The organism is Candidatus Koribacter versatilis Ellin345 (genome assembly GCF_000014005.1).
In the GTDB taxonomy this organism is placed as follows: domain Bacteria; phylum Acidobacteriota; class Terriglobia; order Terriglobales; family Acidobacteriaceae; genus Korobacter; species Korobacter versatilis_A.
The window spans coordinates 1137760-1155463 of record NC_008009.1; the positions used below are offsets into that span (position 1 = coordinate 1137760).

The 17704-nt window shown below is 55.4% G+C and carries 9 protein-coding genes; 6 read left to right on the forward strand and 3 right to left on the reverse strand.

What is annotated here, in order from left to right:
* Nucleotides 1-202: 202 nt before the first annotated feature.
* On the forward strand, nt 203-1276 hold the full coding sequence (locus ACID345_RS04670; RefSeq protein WP_011521713.1) for a substrate-binding domain-containing protein: 1074 nt from the start codon (nt 203-205) through the stop codon (nt 1274-1276).
* A 148-nt stretch (nt 1277-1424) separates the two neighbouring features.
* Here ACID345_RS04670 and ACID345_RS04675 read toward each other — a convergent pair whose 3' ends face one another.
* Nucleotides 1425-3185, reverse strand: coding sequence for a CRTAC1 family protein (locus ACID345_RS04675; RefSeq protein ID WP_187148941.1), 1761 nt, complete (start codon nt 3183-3185; stop codon nt 1425-1427).
* Between the two features lie 395 nt (nt 3186-3580).
* Between ACID345_RS04675 and ACID345_RS04680 the strand changes: the two genes are divergently transcribed.
* The 5 genes from ACID345_RS04680 to ACID345_RS04700 all read left to right on the forward strand — a co-directional run bounded on the left by ACID345_RS04680 (nt 3581) and on the right by ACID345_RS04700 (nt 15654).
* Entirely contained in the window at nt 3581-7213 is a 3633-nt protein-coding gene (locus tag ACID345_RS04680) for a TonB-dependent receptor (protein ID WP_011521715.1), read from the forward strand.
* Between the two features lie 156 nt (nt 7214-7369).
* Nucleotides 7370-8917, forward strand: a complete 1548-nt coding sequence (locus ACID345_RS04685; protein ID WP_011521716.1) for a tetratricopeptide repeat protein — start codon at nt 7370-7372, stop codon at nt 8915-8917.
* A gap of 4 nt (nt 8918-8921) precedes the next feature.
* Nucleotides 8922-11168, forward strand: a complete 2247-nt coding sequence (locus tag ACID345_RS04690; RefSeq protein ID WP_011521717.1) for a tetratricopeptide repeat protein — start codon at nt 8922-8924, stop codon at nt 11166-11168.
* A 79-nt stretch (nt 11169-11247) separates the two neighbouring features.
* Nucleotides 11248-13008, forward strand: a complete 1761-nt coding sequence (locus ACID345_RS04695) for a VWA domain-containing protein (RefSeq protein WP_148210014.1) — start codon at nt 11248-11250, stop codon at nt 13006-13008.
* Between the two features lie 336 nt (nt 13009-13344).
* A complete protein-coding gene (locus ACID345_RS04700) occupies nt 13345-15654 on the forward strand; it encodes a mechanosensitive ion channel family protein (protein WP_228370733.1) in 2310 nt (769 codons plus the stop codon).
* Here the strand turns inward: ACID345_RS04700 and ACID345_RS04705 are convergent.
* On the reverse strand, nt 15651-16664 hold the full coding sequence (locus ACID345_RS04705; protein ID WP_049761681.1) for a tetratricopeptide repeat protein: 1014 nt from the start codon (nt 16662-16664) through the stop codon (nt 15651-15653). The genes ACID345_RS04700 and ACID345_RS04705 overlap by 4 nt on opposite strands.
* Before the next feature lie 2 nt (nt 16665-16666).
* Nucleotides 16667-17653, reverse strand: coding sequence for a glycoside hydrolase family 130 protein (locus tag ACID345_RS04710; protein ID WP_011521721.1), 987 nt, complete (start codon nt 17651-17653; stop codon nt 16667-16669).
* Between the last annotated feature and the right edge of the window lie 51 nt (nt 17654-17704).

Consider the following 17704-nt stretch of genomic DNA (forward strand, 5'->3'; position numbering starts at 1 on the left):
ATTATGCACGTTGCCGCGATGAATGAAAAGCCTTATCGTGTACGTGCACGGTCAGTGTATCGCGAGCGTGCCGTTTCTCAATAGGAATTCCACATTGCCATTGACTCTGTGTTCCTGGCCGGCATAAATAAATTGGAGAGCAACTGACGATGTCGTCCAATCCCTTAATTCCTCACGCGGGAATTCTTCGCCAGAGGCGCTATTGAGACAGAGAAGCGGAATCCCGAAAATCGCTGAGCTCGCTGGCGTTTCGATCGGAACCGTGGATCGTGCCTTGCATGAGCGACCCGGCATCAATGCAGCCACGCGCGACCGGATATTGAAAATCGCGGAAAAAATTGGCTATAAACCAAATCTCGCGGCACGTTCGCTCGTCACGGGCAAGCGAATCAGGATCGGTGTCTGCATGCCACGCGAAATCGCCTACTTTTATGACGAGATGTGGCGCGGGATTGAAGAGGAATCAGCCCGATTCATCGAGCGTGGCGTCGAATTCGTATTGCGGCCTGTCCCTGAACTTGGTGTCGGAGATCACGAAGCGATGCGAGAGTTGATGGCGGCAACGGTCGAGGGAATCATCGTAACTCCGGGGCATCCAAAAGCCAGCACCCCCCTCATCAATCAGGCCGAGCGGAAGGGAATTCGTGTTGTTTGTGTCTCCACCGATGCTCCGCGCAGTTGTCGGTCATCAATCGTGTGCGTAGAGCCACACTTGAATGGGGCGATCGCCGGAGAACTGATGGCGAGATTTGTGCCTGCGGCTTCGAAGGTCGTAGTAATAACTGGCATGCTCGATACGCATGATCATCGGGCGAAAGCCGATGGCTTCAAAGACGGATTCATGCGGAACAACAGGTGCGGAGAGGTCCTGGATGTCATCGAAGCCCACGAAAGCGCAGATGAGAGCTTCCGCAAAACCTCAGACCTCTTAAAAAACGTCCCAGACTTGCGGGGAATCTATGTGAACACCGTCAATTGTCTCCCGGTATGTCGCGCACTGCACGGTTCAGGATTGCATGGAAAAGTTCAGCTCATTTCCACGGACCTATTCGGTGCAATGGTTCCATTTTTGGAGGACGGCACAATTGCGGCTTCGATGCACCAGCGACCGTTTCGACAGGCGCAAATTGCCGTCCGAAGTTTGGCGGAGCATCTCCTGCACAACGCCCCACTTGCACCTACGCAGAACCTGAATCCGAGTATCGTGCTCCGCAGTAACCTGCACTTATTCCGCGAAGCCGCGATGGATCGCCTTCAGAGCGTCGCACTGCGTTAAGTCCCCATCACCAATTCAGAGAATACGAGTGCTAAAACCGCTTGTCTTTTGGTTGGCAGTAGTAGTGGGCATCGCAAGTACAACCTAGGATTCTCATCACGATGCTCAAGTCGCGAGGCCGCGGATCCACTAACCGGAGAGCGCAACGTCATTGTTTCGGTGACTCCGCGGCAGACGTCGTACTGGTTGCTCCCGCGACCGGAGGCAGTTGGGTGCGCTTGCGGATGCCTTGGTCCTCTACGATCTCGTAAATGAAGTCCCCTGGCACATCCCGCAGGACCTCTTTCTTTCCGGTCGGCCACCAGATCTCCACGGTGGTCATCTTGTCGTCAGCGCCAAGTCCGAAGTGCACACGTAGGTCGTTCATCGAGAGGTAACTCGCCCCACTCCGAACTTCATTCATTTGCTTGAGCGTGGGAGAGATCACCGTGATCCGCGCACCAATCGCGGCGCGGTTACTTTTTGTTCCCACGAGCTTGAAGATGACGCGATGGTTCGAATTCTGCGTCTGGTTGATTAGCAGATTCGGCGGTTCTCCTATGTTCTGCAGGAGAATGTCGACATTTCCGTCGTTGTTGATATCGCCGAATGCGGCCCCTCGCCGAGACTGTTCGGGAATCGCATTCAAACCGGCACCTTCAGATATATCTTTGAACGTTCCGTTTTGCAGGTTTTGGAATAACTGCATCCGTTCGCGGTAGCGAGGACTCCCGGGGATCGCGTCCACCTGCGGGTAGACGTGTCCGTTCGCAACAAAAACATCCGGCCAGCCATCATTGTCGAAGTCCACGAATCCCGTGCCCCACTTCACGTACGAGAAACTTCCTTGCCCCAACCCAGACGCCCATGCCATGTCCGTAAAGCTCTTGTTTCCGAGATTGTGGTAGAGGTTGTCGGGTTGATCCGTAAAATTCGTAACGAAGATATCGAAGTTGCCATCGTGGTCGTAGTCGCCTGAGTCCACTCCCATCGACCCAAGCTCTTGTCCGTCGTCACTGAGTGCGACGCCCGAGACCAAACCGACTTCTTCGAAGGTGCCATTGTGGTTGTTGTGATAAAGAAAATTCGGCCCCGCATCGTTCGCCAGATACAAATCCGGCCATCCATCGTTGTCGTAATCCGTCCAAATTGCACCGAGTCCGTAGCGATGCTTCGGATCGTCCACGCCTGCCTTTTTTGAGACTTCTTCGAAAGTTCCATCACCTCGGTTGTGAAACAACTTGTCGCTCTCGCCTTGCATGCCCCACGGCCCGCATTGCACCAGGACACCTTTGAATCGGCAGAATCGTTCGTCGCTCCCGAAACTTGGCAAGTTATTTATGTCGAGGTGGACGTACCTCGACACAAACAGATCTACATTGCCGTCCTTGTCGTAATCTCCCCACGCGGCGCCAGCGTTTAACCCATCCATCGCGACGCCGGCCTTTTCAGTCACGTCTTTAAACTTGCAGTTTCCGAGACCCTTGTAGAGCGCATTTCTCCCATAGCCGGTAACGTAGATGTCCAAGATCCCGTCGTTGTCGAAGTCGGCAACCGCGACGCCCATTCCCCAGCCTTTGACCGTCAGACCTGCAGCTTCGGTGATGTCGGTGAATTTTAGGTCGGCATCCTGGTGATAGAGCCGGACGAGCGGATCCCCCCCTTGCTTAAATCGGTCTACAGTCGATCCGCCAGCGATCAGCAGATCGAGCTTTCCGTCGTCATCGCAATCGAAGAGTCCAGAGCCGCCGCTCATCGATTCGATGATGTAGTGCTGCTCCGGGGACGAAATGTGCGACCCCGTGACACCCGCCTTTTTAGCGATATCCTCAAACTTCGGAATCGACGGTTTTGCGGGAGCGGGTGGACCGGGAACCTGGCCAAAACCAGAGGTCAGAAGAACCGCCAAAAACGATAGAAAAAGTCTCATTGGGTACCGGAATCTCGTCATTGTACAGCCAAGTCTCTCGTCCCGCTGTTTAGGGCTCCTCCCACAAAATCGATTCGCTAAAGGCACCAAAATGCCAAAAATGACCAAAATGGGAAGCTAGTAACTTTATATTATTGACAGACTTCCGAGCTCCTCACTTTTTGGCTTGACAAGTCATGTGAACGCACCTTTAAATACCGCCCCAAGCCTGTGCATGGCCTCAAGAATAACGTTATCCGAGCTTCAGAATAACGTTATGGCGGAAAAATCGGGCAAGACTCGAACTGCCTGATCCAGCGCCGAACCCTGAGGCTGTCTTTGCGAGTAGTCGCTTAAGCCGCCGCCGAAAGGTGGCATATGTAGCACCAGATGGACTTGGTTTGTGGAGGGATGGCATGCGTTACCGCTTTGCCTGTTTGGCAGTTCTGATTGCCCTTGCGTTATCAACCCTTTCGTTTGCCCAAAAGATCGCTGGCACCATTACCGGAACCGTCTCGGATCCGCAGGGTGCAGTAGTCCCGGGAGCGACCGTCATTGTTACTGACGAGGCAACGAACGCGACGCGTACAACGACCACTAAATCCGCAGGTGAATTCACGGTTCCGAACTTGGATCCGGGCACCTATTCGGTAAAAGTTTCGGGATCAGGTTTCAGCGATTTCGAAGCGAAGCGGGTCGAGGTACACGTCTCCAGCATCACCCGTGTGGATGCGAAACTTCAGGTTGGAACCACGAAGCAGGAAATCGTGGTCGAAGCCCAGGGTATTGAACTCAACACCGAAAACGGCGAAGTCGGCAACGTCATCACCGGCGCCCAGGTTCGCGAGCTTCCTCTGAATGGCCGCAACTTCGTCCAATTGACCACCATCATGCCCGGCGCTTCCGTTTCGGAAGGCTTCGACAACAAGAGCAAGGGCTTGATGGGAGGCGTCGACATCTCGTTCAGCGGCGCTCCGTCCAACGCCAACCAGTGGCGTGTAGACGGTGCCAACAACAACGACATTGGTTCGCAGCGCACCATTTTGATGTATCCGTCGATCGACGGCATCGAAGAGTTCAAGATTCTGCGCAACAGCTACGGCCCCGAATACGGCGGGGGTGGCGGAGCGCAGGTCAACGTCGTAACCAAGGGTGGCGGCAACGAGTACCACGGCGATGCTTACTACTTCGGCCGTAACGGCGTCCTCAATGCCAAGAACTATTTCATCGGTCTGAACACTTGCACGAGCGGTAGTGATCCGGCTTGCCAGAAACAAGCTCTTCAGCGTAACGATTTCGGTTACACGTTGGGCGGTCCGATCGTGAAGGACAGGGTCTTCTTCTTCTGGTCGGAAGAGTGGAACTACGAACGTCGCGGCGCCGTTCGCCACGATTGGGTTCCGACCGCACAGGAACGTGCGACGGGCGATTTCAGCGATATTGCATCATGTCCTGCGGGCTCCAAGGGACCTGCTGCTCCTAATTTCGCGAAATACAACACGACTGGCGACACGGTTGGTTCGGGAACGAATGGCCAAATTATGGATCCCGGCCATCTCAGCCCGGCCGGACAGGCGCTGGTCTCGATGATGCCGCTTCCGACGGCCAGTCCTTGTAACCAGTATGACTGGATCGCGCAAGTCAAGGTTCCCCTCAACTGGCGCGAAGAGAACATCCGCGGCGACATCAAGATCACCAAGAACAACAACCTGATGTTGCGTTACGCGCAGGATTCCTGGGACAACCCACTGCACGCTTCCGCCAATGGCGAAGCCGGCCTGTGGGGTACGCAGGACTTCCCGGCGGTCAGTGATGCGTGGTCGCAGCCCAGCAAGATGGCCGTTGCCCGCTTGACCACCACTATCGGCACCACAATGGTGAACGACTTCCAGTTCTCCTATTCGGCGAACCGCATCAACATCGTCAAAGCCGGTGACGACACCGCTCTCGGAAATTCGATCCGCGCTGCGGTTCCAACCGTCTATCCACTTTCAGGCAAACTCCACTCCAGTGATCTGCCGATGCCGATCTGCTGGTGCTCCACTTACTTTGGTACACAGGGGCCTTGGAACAACAACCAGGATCTCTACACCTGGCGAGATGACTTCTCCAAGGTCGCGGGTAAGCACACGCTCAAGCTCGGAATTCTCTACGATCAGAACTCCAAGAACGAAGAGCAAGGTGGTGAAGCCGGCGGTCTGTGGGGTTCGGCTGGATACAACAAGGTTAGCTGGGACGGCGGTTCTGGCAACTTCTATGGCGACATGCTGCTCAAGAACATGAGTTGGGGCGGCGGTGAGAACGCGAAGAACGTCATCGCCGACATTCGTTGGCGCGACGTCGAGTTCTACGCTGGCGATACCTGGAAGGTGACGCCACGCTTTACCTTGGACTACGGCTTCCGCTGGTCCTTCATGCCGCCAGAGTGGATGGACAAAAACGATTGGTCCATCTTTAACCCCGCTGTCTATGATCCGACCAAGGGAGCCGATCCGTGCAACGGTGTCGAGTTGCCCAAGGGCGGCGACACTAGCTTGTGCGCGGGGCTCGGTTCCTCGATCACTCCTGCTGTCTCGCAATACCGTAGCTTACGTCCGTCCAACAATCACCTGATCCAACCCCGTTTGGGCTTTGCTTACGATGTATTCGGAACCGGCAAATTTGTGCTCCGTGCTGGCATTGGCCAGTTCTTTGCACGCGATCCTGTCGGTCTCACTCTGCGCTCGAAGTCCGTGAACCCGCCGTTCGCGGCCGCTGCGAGCGGCTACCGTACGCTCGACGGTTTCGGTCCAAACAACACACCCACCACCTGGGACAATGGCGGCGCGGTGAATGCGTGGCCCACCGGTGGTACTCCGACTCAAAGCTTCGAGCAGAACTCGAATCTCTCCAACTCGTGGCAGTGGAATATCACCACCGAGGCAATGCTGACGAAGGACACCAAGCTGGAACTCGCATGGGTGGCCCTGCGTGGTATTCACCTTGGATCCGCCGCCGATATCAACCAGATCGCGCCGGATAACCGCTTAGCTTACATAGAACGTGGCTTGGCTAATTCCGGTGACACTCGAACTGATCTGTTCCCGTACGGTGGCCTGACCACTGGTCAGATTACCCAGTGGAACCACCGCGGCGATTCGATCTACCACTCACTGCAGGCGATGTTGAGCACAAAATTGACGCGCAACTCGATTCTGCAAAGCAGCTACACTTGGTCCCACAACATCTCAACCACTACGCTCGGTTACGTGGGCACGTCCACCGCTGTTCCTGACAGCTACAATTCCGCAGCCAACCGTGGAAATGCTGACTTCGACCGGCGCCATGTGTTCAACCTCAGCTTGGTTTACAACTCTCCGGCTCTTCAAGGACACAATATGTTCGTGAAGGGTGTTGCTGGCGGGTGGGAACTGGGCTCGATCTTGAACTTCTCCTCCGGTCCGGCGATCACCGTGAATGGACTTTCTGTTTCCAATCTTTGTCCGTCCCAAGCCCAGCTTGCCGATTGCAATGCGGGTACAGTACCGCTTATTGGAGTCAACAACCCGTGGGGCGTTTCGAACGCTGGCCAATATGGTGCGCGTCCGAGCGTCGTTTCGAACGTAGCTTGCAATACCGGCAGCAGCTCCCAGTGGCTTAATCAATCAGCGTTTACAGCCAATGGTTTCCCGCTCGGTGGCTACCCGAATTCTGGTCCGGGTCAGTGCGCCGGTCCCGGAACGGCAAATGCCGATGTATCTGCCATGAAGAACTGGAACTTGCCGATCCATGGCAAACACTTCTTCACGGAAGGTGCGCACCTGCAATTCCGTTTCGAATTGTTCAACCTTGCCAACCATCCGATGTTCCGGTTCAACAACAACCACCTGACCTACACGGCCACTGGCTATGCCAACGGCGCAACCAGTGGTCCGGTGAACGGCTACATCGCTGATGACGGTACGATTCAGGGAACCAGCCTCGTTCAGGGTTCGACCTTGGGTCAGCCTGGCTTCCTGAACAACATCGGCAACCGCGAAATCCAATACGCTCTGAAGTTCATCTTCTAGCGCGTAGACATCAACCCACGGCCGGAGTGACAATACTCACTCCGGCCTTTTCCTTGCTATCAAGACAGACGGATAATCAGCTCGCGAAGTCATCTTCGCTCATGAGACGCACTCTTGGTTCGCTCATCTCAACTAGATCGCAAGTGGAGTTTCCCAGTGGTTCCTTGGGCCCTGATCAGATTGAAGAAGCTCAGTTCCACGCTTCTGTCATTTATTCTTTTGCTCCCTTATCTCGCCGCGCAACAAACACCGCGCGCCCAAATCGAAAGTCTTATTCGGAGCAATCAACTCGACGCAGCCGAGCAACAGCTCTTCTCGCAACTTCAGGCACATCCCAGCGATGGGTGGGCGCTCGACCTTCTCGGTACGGTTCGTTTGAAACAGAAACGAACTTCAGAGGCCACGGCGCTCTTCCATCGGGCACACTCGCTCAATACGAACGACTCGAATGCCCTTCGCGGTCTTGCCGAATCCGCGGCCGCCTCTGAAACGTTCGACGACGCAATCGCCTGGTACACCAAGCTGCTTGAACTGAATCCCACCGACCTGGCCTCGCGCAAGCAGCTGGCACTCCTCCAGGAGAAGGCTGGTAGATACGCCGATTCGGTCGCTACAATTCAGAAAATTCCCGTTGCTTCACGGTCCGCCGATCTTCTTCCGACGCTGGCCTCCGATTACCTGAACGTTCATCAGGAACAGAAACTCGCTCCCCTGGTGCAGCAGGTTGTAAAACTCGGGCCTGCGAATTCGAATGTGATGCTCGACTTCGTCGCGGTGCTCGTCCGCAACGGGTACATTCAAGATTCTGAGAAGATCTTGCAAATCGCCCGTCCATCAAAGCCGACGGCCAAGTATTTGCACACGCTTGCCAGGGTACGCGAAGCGCAAGACAATTTGCCCGAGGCCTCGAAGCTCTTCCAACAGGCTCTGCAACTCGATCCCAAGTCCTTCGACTTGCTCTTCGATGGGGCGCGGTTCTCAGGGCAACACAATCGATGGGATGAGGCCGTCGGGTACCTTCAGAAATGCGATGAGGTAAATCCAGATCGCCCCGAAGTGCTCTTGAAGTTGACGCTCGCCTACCTCAAAACCCGTCGCCGGGAGAAGGCTGTCTCTGTGGCTCGACGGCTGGCTTCCGTCAGTCCGAATGATCCCAATGCTCAATACATTCTCGCGTTTGCCCTGGTTGAAAATGAGCTATGGGAGACTGCCGAGCCAATGGCGCGAAAAGCCGTTGAGCAGAATCCGAAAGACGCGAATTCGCAACTCCTTATGGGCATCATTCACCTGAACAAAGGTGAGCTGGATGCGGCGCGAGTGTCGTTCGATGAGACTCTCAGGCTCGACCCGAACCTGCTCGATGCACATTACTACTCGGCGCTGGTCTCGGATCGCAAAGGCGACGTTGACGCCGCCCGGACAGAGTTGGATGCGTTGGTGGTGAAGAATCCCGATCACGCTAACGCGCAAGCCGAACTTGGCGTACTTCGGCTTAGGGCGGGAGACGCTCAGGGGGCGCGCGCGGCTCTGGAGGCCGCGGTGCGACTGCAGCCAGAAGCCTCGCAAACCCATTATCAGCTCGGTCTCGTATACGCCCGCCTCGGGTTGCAGGACGAGTCGAAAGCCCAGATGGCCGAGTTCCAGAAGCTGCGCGAAGCGGAAGACAATCTGCGAAAACGAGAAGCCGGAGTCAAGGTCCCATAGCGTCATGAAACTTACATTCGAAATTCGCGAATGGCTGTTCACGGGAGTGCTCGCCGGCATAGCCTTTGTTTCCGTTTCCTCGATGTTTGCGCAGACACCGCAGGCTGCCACGGTGCAAAAGGACGCTAGTTCCCCCGAGGCTCACTTCGATTCCGCGCAGACTTTCCAGATTGCTAGTGACCTCACCCGCGCTGCGGCAGAGTATCGCAAGGGGATCTCGGTCGCACTCGAGCGCGTCGGGAATTTGAAAGTTGCAAAAGGTGAGTTCACCTCGGCTCTCGATTTGCTTCGGAAGGCAGTGGCCACCGACCCAGAAAACACGGACGGCCAAATTGATCTCAGCATCGCCTACTTCCGTGCCGGCAATTACGAGGGCGCGAGGACCGTGCTGCTACCTCTTGTGAAGAGCGACCCGGGCAGTGCACGCGGTCGCAACCTGATGGGCAAGATCCTTTTCATGCAAGGAGATTTTGAGGGTGCCTCAACCGAGTTGCAGGCAGCTCTTTCCATCACACCTGACTTCGATGTCGCCTACAGTCTCGCACTCGCCTATCTTCAATTGAAGAAGTTGCCTCAAGTCACTCCGCTCGTCGACGAGATGAAAGCCTCTATGGCGAAGTCCCCGGAGCTTTATATGCTGCTCGGACAAGCCTACCGGCAGACTGGCTATTACGACCAGGCGGTGAGCGAGTTCAAGACTGCGCTTGCGCTCGATGCCGCGCGTCCGCGCCTGCATAACCTACTTGGAACGACTTATGTGGCGTTGGGGGGCAAGCAAAATTACGAACTCGCGCGCGCCGAATTCCAGCAGGAGCTTGCAAAGAATCCGAAGGACTATTCGAGCCACTATTATCTTGGCCTGATCGAGTTGGAAGACGGGCAGTATGCGAAGGCCGAAGCCGCGCTCAAAACCGCGCATGCCCTCGCGCCCGACGACCCCGCGGCGATGCTCTTGCTCGGACGCCTCTACGACCAGCAGAAGAACTGGAATGCCGCGATCGAAGTGTTGCGTCAGGTGCTCGCGCGTTCCTCAGCCCAAGGTGCATCACCCGTGCAACTCGCGACTACGCACGAAATGCTGTCGAAGGCGTACGCAGGCGCGGGGCAGATTCCCGAAAGCGAAAAGGAACTCGCCGCCGCGAATGCGCTCAAAAGTCAAGACGCAAGCAAGAGCGCAACTAGTGATCCGGCCGTGGCAATCCAACCGGAAAATAGTGGCAAAGAGCTTCGCGCAATGCTGATGCAGGGATCGCCCAAGGCTCAGCCATCTGACGCGTCTGAACAGAAGTACGTCGCCGATATCTCGAAACTCCTCGGAAATGCCTATAACAATCTCGGGGTCATCGACGCGCGTGCCGGCTCCTACAAGCAGGCCGCCGACGAATTCAAAGAAGCTGCCAAATGGGACGATTCCATTCCTCAACTGGACCGTAATAGGGGCCTTGCTGCGTTCCGGGCCCAAGCATACGCCGATGCGATTCCGCCTCTTGAACGGCTGTTAAAAAAATCTCCATCTGACTCCAATCTGCGCGAGTCTCTCGGTCTCAGCTACTACATGACCGACAAATTCAAGGAGAGCGCGGCGACGCTTCGACCGATTGTGGACACAATGTCGAACAATCCCGGCCTCCTGCTCTCCGCTGGCGTCGCGTTCGTAAAATCCGGAGATATCCCGACCGGTCAACGCTTGTTCACTCGCGCCTTTGAGGTCGGCAAGGCGACGCCAGAAATTCACTTGATTATCGGTCAGGCATACGCGGAACAGTCCGATAACGACGAAGCCCTCGCCGAATTCAAACAGGCTCTTGAACTCAACCCGAAGTTGCCGGACGCTCACTTCTACATCGGAATGGTGCGATTTAAGCGTGGTGAATTCGACGACGCTGCCAAAGAATTTCAGCAGGAGCTCGAGGTCAATCCTCAGAGCGTTCAAGCGATGTACCAGTTGGCATACATCCGAATGCAGCAACACCAGGCGCCCGAAGCCTCAAGTCTGCTTTCGGAAGTGATCAAGCAACAGCCGAACAATTCAGATGCCCACTATCAGCTCGGGAAAGCATTGTTGGAACAAGGTGATGCAGGCGGTGCAACGCGGGAACTTGAAACCTCGGTGAAGCTACATCCGACTGACTATGCGTATTTCCAATTGAGTCACGCGTACGCGCGAACAGGTCGCGAGGCGGATTCCAAGCAAGCGCTCGAGGAATTCGAAAAGCTGAAGCCTAAACCGAAAACACCGATGGGTCCCTGATGGAGCAAACATCTTTAGTCGTGTGGGGTGACGTGTGGGGTTCCTCGTTAAGGAAAGCTTCCTTCTAGTACTTCTGTCCGTGTCTCTCATTACGCCCGCCGGCACCCAGTCGCAATCACCGAACCAAAGCGAGCTTGTCATCCGCGCTACTACGCGTATGGTATCGGTTGATGCTGTCGTCACCGATAAGGAGGGGCGTCCGGTCACCAACCTGACCAAAGACGATTTCACAATCCTTGAAGACGGGAAACCGCAAACGGTAGCGTCGTACGCTGTCAGTGAAGCAGGCGCAACTTCGCAGCAGAGGCCTAAGGCTCAACCTGTCCTTCCGCCGCATGTCACCACCAACCGTCCCGATGTGGTCGAGTCGTCAGATCGGATCGCCGTACTGCTTCTCGATGGGCTTAATACGCCTCCTCAGAACCAGAACTATCTCAAGCAACAGATGTTGAAGTTCCTTGCGGAACACTTCGATCCCAGCCGCAAGCTTGCAGTCGTCGTGCTTTCCGAAAAATTGATAGTCCTTCAGACTTTCACCAGCGATCCCGCCCTACTCAAGACTGCGCTCCAGAAATTTCAAGCGGTCGCGCCTGCGGTAGCGAGAAATGCCGGCGAATGGGACTTGTCTACAACGTACGTCTCCACCCCCGAGATCTCTCTTCCTCCTGAGGCTCACGGCGGTCCAGATTCGAGCGGCGCCGATCCAACTCAGGTACCCACCTCTGGAGGAAGCTCAGACACGTTCGCAAACGACATCGCTTACATGATGCGTCGCTTCGAGAATGAAGCGCAAAACTTTGCCCGCGACACGCGGGTCAATATTACCCTTGATGCGCTTCAACAAATCGCGCGATTCCTCTCGGGACAACGTGGCCGGAAGTCACTCCTCTGGTTCTCGACCGCATTTCCTGTCGCTGTTTCCGGCATCAATCCCGAGGATTTGTCGACCTCCCGTAACTACGGAGACAAGCTCCGCGTCACCACCAATTTGCTGAACGATGCCCATGTTGCGATTTATGCGATCGATGCTGCAGGCCTGGCTGGCGGAGCGCTGGGTGACGCCTCCCAATCCGGTCGCGATGCTACAGGCCGAATCATGCTCACAGTGGAAGCCAACCGAAAACTGGCCAAGGACGAATTCGCGCGCATGGCAACCGACGATACTCTGGAACGCGCCGCACTCGACACCGGCGGCCGGTTCTTTCACGCCAACGACATTTCCAACTCCATTGCGTTGAGCCTGGACGAAGCCGGTTCGTACTACATGCTGAGCTATTACCCGACGAACAAAAAATGGGACGGCAAGTTTCGGCAGGTCAGGGTAAAAGTAAATCGTCCTGGTCTCACCGTCCGTAGCCGCCAGGGATACTTTGCAATTGATGCCGCACGGAAAAATGCCGGGACAAAAACGGACGACTTGAAGGCAGCGGTCAGTTCCATCGCCTTGCCGTCAACCCAAGTAACTTTCATGGCACGCGCCCTGCCGCCTGCCAAGAACAGCGAATTGATGGTGGAATTTGCAGTTGATTCGAACACCGTCTCGTTCGAAACCGTTGCGAGACCTTCAGGAAGCGGAACCCAGGTCGCCCGCCAGAACTGCAATCTCAGCTTTGAGGTTCAAGCCTTTACGCCCGACGGCAAGTTGGTCAAAGGCGCTGGGCAATCAGCAGATGCCGACTTGGAACCCGAAACCTACGAGCGTGTCCGAAAACAGGGCATTCCAATGAAGGTACCCATCAGCCTCAATGCCGGGAAATATATGCTTCATCTCGGGGTTCGTGACAATCACACCGGATTGATCGGTACGGCGGAACTGCCTGTTGTCGTCGGGGGAAGCTGATTCGTACTGTCAAATCACCCTAGGGTGACATTAGCATTTCTGCATTGCGGCGAAGGACTGCTATAGTCCTGCCCAGAGTTTATCTTTCGCCGCTTAATCCGCAAGAAAGGTGCATCGGTGTTGACTTCGAACTCGGCCCCGGTGACGCGACTTCTTCGATTTTGTCTGTGCCTGCTCTTTTGCGGCGGTCTTGCCGTTCCGTCGCAATCCGCACAGTTGCCTTTTTTTGGTAAAAAGTCGAAAGAGAAATCGAAAGAGAAAACGACCCAGGTCCCTCCCACACTACAACCACGGGTGCTCAAACTCGGCGACGGTTCTGAGATCGCGATCACCGAAGTGGTTCCGAGAACCCAATCTGCACTCAGTTCCCTCGATGACATCATCGCCAGTACTTCCGACAGCACTCTCAGTGCTGCCGAGGCCAGGGTTCAAGAGTTGGTCACGGATGTGGCAAATAATAAGCAAGACACCCAGGCGACCATCCAATACGCCCGGTCTACGCAAGGGCTGAATGAAATCAGAACAGAGTGGACGCGGAAGCGCACTGAACTCGATGGTCTGAGTTCGGTTGTCGAGAAACGCGTCTCAGATCTGACCGATAAACAACGACAGGTCGCCGCGATTCGAGATCTTTGGGCTACTGCCTCCACTCCGGAAGGCGAACTCCCGGCAGCGTTGCAGGACAGCGTCAGTCGAGTTCAACAGTCTGCATCGGAGGCGGACATACGACTCCACGCTAGCCTTGACTCTCTCATTCCGGTGCAGGTGAACATCGCTACCGCCGGAAAAGATATCGATGGAATCCTTTCATCGGTCGACGCAGCGCAGAAGGGTCTGCGCAACCAGATCTTCGCGCTCGACAGCCCTCCGATCTGGTCAGCCTTTCGAAACGGAAGCTACAGTTCGCTTCGCATACAGGTTAGCGCCGCGACAAACCGCCTGAGATCTCGGATCGTCCAGTTCTACAACCACTATTGGTCCCGCCTCGTCGGCTATCTGCTCTTCTTTATCTTCTTGACCGCGGTACTCTTTTGGTTACCTCGCGCAGCGTCTCGCAGCGAAGACCACGACGATAGAGAGAAGAGCGGGTTCCTGCGATACCCTATCGCCGTTTCTGCATTCATCTCTCTCATCCTATTTGCTGCATTTTTCCCCCAAGCCCCGCTCGAGGTGTTGCGCCTCGCTGTCCTCTTGCTGATCGTTTGTTCTGTGATATTGGCGGCAAGAGTCTTCGACCGCTCTCTGCTCAGGCCCGTCACAGCCATCGCATCGCTACGAGTTATGGACACAATCAGCGCGAATGCGGCAGCCGGTACCTTGTTGCAACGTATCGACACGCTCCTTATCGCAATCCTGGCTTCGGGAGTGTTCACCTGGCTGGGTTACAAGGGCGGGGCAGCCATCCGAGAACTTGAGCGCCGCAGATGGCCGGTCGCAACCGTAGTTTGTCGCATCTCCGCCGTTCTGCTTGCCTTTTCGGTATTCACCAACATCATCGGCAATGTGTCCCTCGCCGAAATCCTGCTGTCCGGCACACTGAAAGCCGCCTACGCCGGCGTCATTGTTTATCTGTTCTACACAATATCTCGCGATCTGCTTTTCCTCTATACCAATACAAAGTTCAGTCAGCGCTCACGCGTAATTCGCTATCATCGCGACCTCTTCGTGGAGAAGACGACCAAGATCTTTCGGTTGATCTGTTGGATCGCATGGATCGTCGTACTGCCAGCGTCTTTTCAATTTGCCGCTGAAATCTTTCAGGCAGTAGGAAACTTTCTGCGACGCAGTTGGTCGCTTGGTGCCGTCAAGATTTCGCTTCAAGACATTTTGATGTTCGGAATCGTGCTACTGCTTAGTACGTTTCTTGCCCGTGTCGTGCGGTTCTTTCTGGAAGAGGAGCTGTTGCCGCGCACCAGGGTTTCCGATGGCGCAGGAAAAGCCGGCTCAAGACTGCTGCACTACTCGCTTGTATTTCTTGGGTTCTTTCTTGCGCTGGGCGCGGCTGGTCTGGACCTTAGCCGTTTGACGCTTCTGACTGGCGCATTTGGTGTCGGCCTCGGATTCGGTCTCCAGAACGTCGTCAGCAATTTCGTCTCGGGCATCATCATTTCGCTCGAACGCCCCATGCAAGTAAACGACGTGATTGAAGTCGGCACCTTGCTTGGCACGGTGCGCGAGATCGGATTCCGTTCAAGTACAGTCGTGACGTTTGACGGCGCAGCCGTGATTGTTCCGAACTCCGAGTTGATCACCAAATCCTTTGTGAACTGGTCGCTCACGGATCGTCTCCGTCGGGGAGAAATTCGTATCGGTGTCGCCTACGGCACTGATCCAGGGCGGGTTCTCAACCTCCTGCGTGAGGTTGTAGACTCAACTCAGGACGTGCTTAAGAATCCAGCCCCGCTCATCACGTTTGAAACGTTCGGCGCAAGCAGCCTTGATTTCACTGTACGGTTCTGGGCTTATATCGACAACTTGGTAACGATTCGGAGCCAGTTGAATGTCGCCATCAGCGAGCGTATGCAGGCGGAAGGGATCTCGATCCCATTTCCGCAGCGTGACGTTCATGTCCATTTGGCAAACGGAAACGAGTCGCAGAGCGACCTATTCGAGCGAATTCAGAAAGGGAAAACCGCAACGAGTTAGCGATTCTCGTTCTGCTTGTTCTGCAATTCCTCGGCGAGTTTTAATTCCCGCTCTGCGTCATCACTCTTACCTAGATCGCGATACGACTGCCCGAGTAAGTGGTGGGTGATCGGGTTTTTCGGATCCATGCTCGCTGCATGTTGCAACGCGCGCAACGCTAGTAGCGGCTCTCCCTTCTTTTCCAGCACTTTGCCGAGAAGTATGTACGGCCCTGTCGTCGTTGCATCCAGCCAGATCGAGCGTTGCAGCAGTCGCTCCGCATCATCGTACTTTTGAACGCGCGAGTAGGCGTCCGCCAGCTTGTAATACGCCGGCGCGTAGGACGGATTGAGGTTCAACTCCTTCCGGAAATCCTCGATTGCCTCTGGCACGCGTGACTTATAGAGGTGAAGCTCGCCTAATAAATAGTGCGCCAGTGGAAGCGTAGGCTCGAGCGCAATCGCCTTCTGCGCATATTCCTCTGCTACCGGATCATATTCCTGTCGAAGCAACATCCGTGCTGTGAATAGATAACTGGCAGCCGAGTCTCGCTTCACATCGAACATCTGTGCGAACGCGCCGCGCGCCTGATCGTAATTCTTCAAATGGATGTAGCAGATTCCCAGGATGTACGACGCATCAACATTCGCGCTCGGAAACCACGTCTGCACCTTCTCCAACAGAGGGATCGCGTCCTGCGGCTTCCCAGACAAGTAGTACGACAATCCCAGCAGTTGCACCGCTTCGCTGTCTTTTTCATTTTGTTTCGTCGCTTGTTTGAGATAACGAATCGCGCTTAGGTAATCGCCCTTCTTGTAATAGGCAATTCCAATTTCCCTCACGAGGCCTTCAATTGCCGACTGTTCCTGTTGAAGTTTCTGCAGTTGCACAATCGCTTCGTCATACTGTCCATGATCTAGTTGTCTATGAGCATCGGCGATGACCTTCTGCGGGTCCGTGGCAGTGGCCGTGGTCTGCGCCGCAGCGCTCATTGCGCACCCAAGAACGAGAGGAAGGAGGAGGCGAGACATGATTATTTCGCTTCGGCCGTGGCTACACCAACGTGCGTATCGGCCCCACCATAATAGAAGAAGTAGCGATCCCCCCTCTTCACCATGCCCTCCACAAAGACGACATTCGGCACCTGTCCAACCTTTTCCCAGTCTTTCTCAGGGGCGAAAATCGGTTCCTCACTGCGGTAGATCAATTTACGGGGATCATCCCGATCGAACACAGCGATTGCGGTCTTGTATACCAAATGATCGTCGGCACCGTTGTAGACCAGCACAATTCCTCGGTCCGTCAAACTCGGCGGAGGTCCCGGTTCCACAACGCGCGAATCGAACTTTCCCGGCCGTCGTGGCAAAACCGGAGTCTTCGTTTCCTCCGTCCAGTGGATTAAATCCGTCGACGAGGCCAGCCCCATTTCGTCCGTCTTTTCAGGGGTGGTGCCGAGAAAGTACATCCAATACTTCCCATTGATCCTCTGCTTCAAGATCGCGCCGGATTTCGTCCAGCCCACGTTCCAGTTTCCCTTGTAGGCTGGCAGGATCACGCCCTTGCGATCCCAGTGCCGCAAATCTTTGGAGGCAGCCAGGCAGAGCTGCGCGTCTTTCTGGTTGTACCCGGTGTAGGTCAAGTAATACATTCCGTCGATCTCAACCAACCGTGGGTCCTCCACTCCGCCATCGCGCTCGTACTCCGCTTCTGGTGAAAACACCGGCTTGTCACGATGCTCGAAGTGAATCCCGTCGCTGCTCGTCGCATATCCCAGACGAGAAGTCCCTGACTTGTCTTGCGCTCGGTACAGCATGACGACCTGTCCATCACGCTCGATCACGGCAGGATTGAAGGTTCCAGCTGACTCCCAACCATCGCCGCGCGGCGAAAGCAGCGGCTTGTCCGATGCGCGTGTCCACGGCCCGAAAGGCAATCCCGCAACCGGCGTGCTCCCTGTGCTGGACGCGGCCACGATCAAACTGAGAAGGGTGACAGCAGCTGCTGTCAAACGCAATCGCATCGTGACATCATCCCACCGGATGACATCTGCGGCAACCGCTCACCGATTGAC

Coding starts and splice junctions, on each gene's coding strand:
- ACID345_RS04690 (WP_011521717.1), top strand. CDS start 8,922: ATGAAACTTACATTCGAAATTCGCGAATGGCTGTTCACGGGAGTGCTC.
- ACID345_RS04705 (WP_049761681.1), bottom strand. CDS start 16,664: ATGTCTCGCCTCCTCCTTCCTCTCGTTCTTGGGTGCGCAATGAGCGCT.
- ACID345_RS04675 (WP_187148941.1), bottom strand. CDS start 3,185: ATGAGACTTTTTCTATCGTTTTTGGCGGTTCTTCTGACCTCTGGTTTT.
- ACID345_RS04680 (WP_011521715.1), top strand. CDS start 3,581: ATGCGTTACCGCTTTGCCTGTTTGGCAGTTCTGATTGCCCTTGCGTTA.
- ACID345_RS04710 (WP_011521721.1), bottom strand. CDS start 17,653: ATGCGATTGCGTTTGACAGCAGCTGCTGTCACCCTTCTCAGTTTGATC.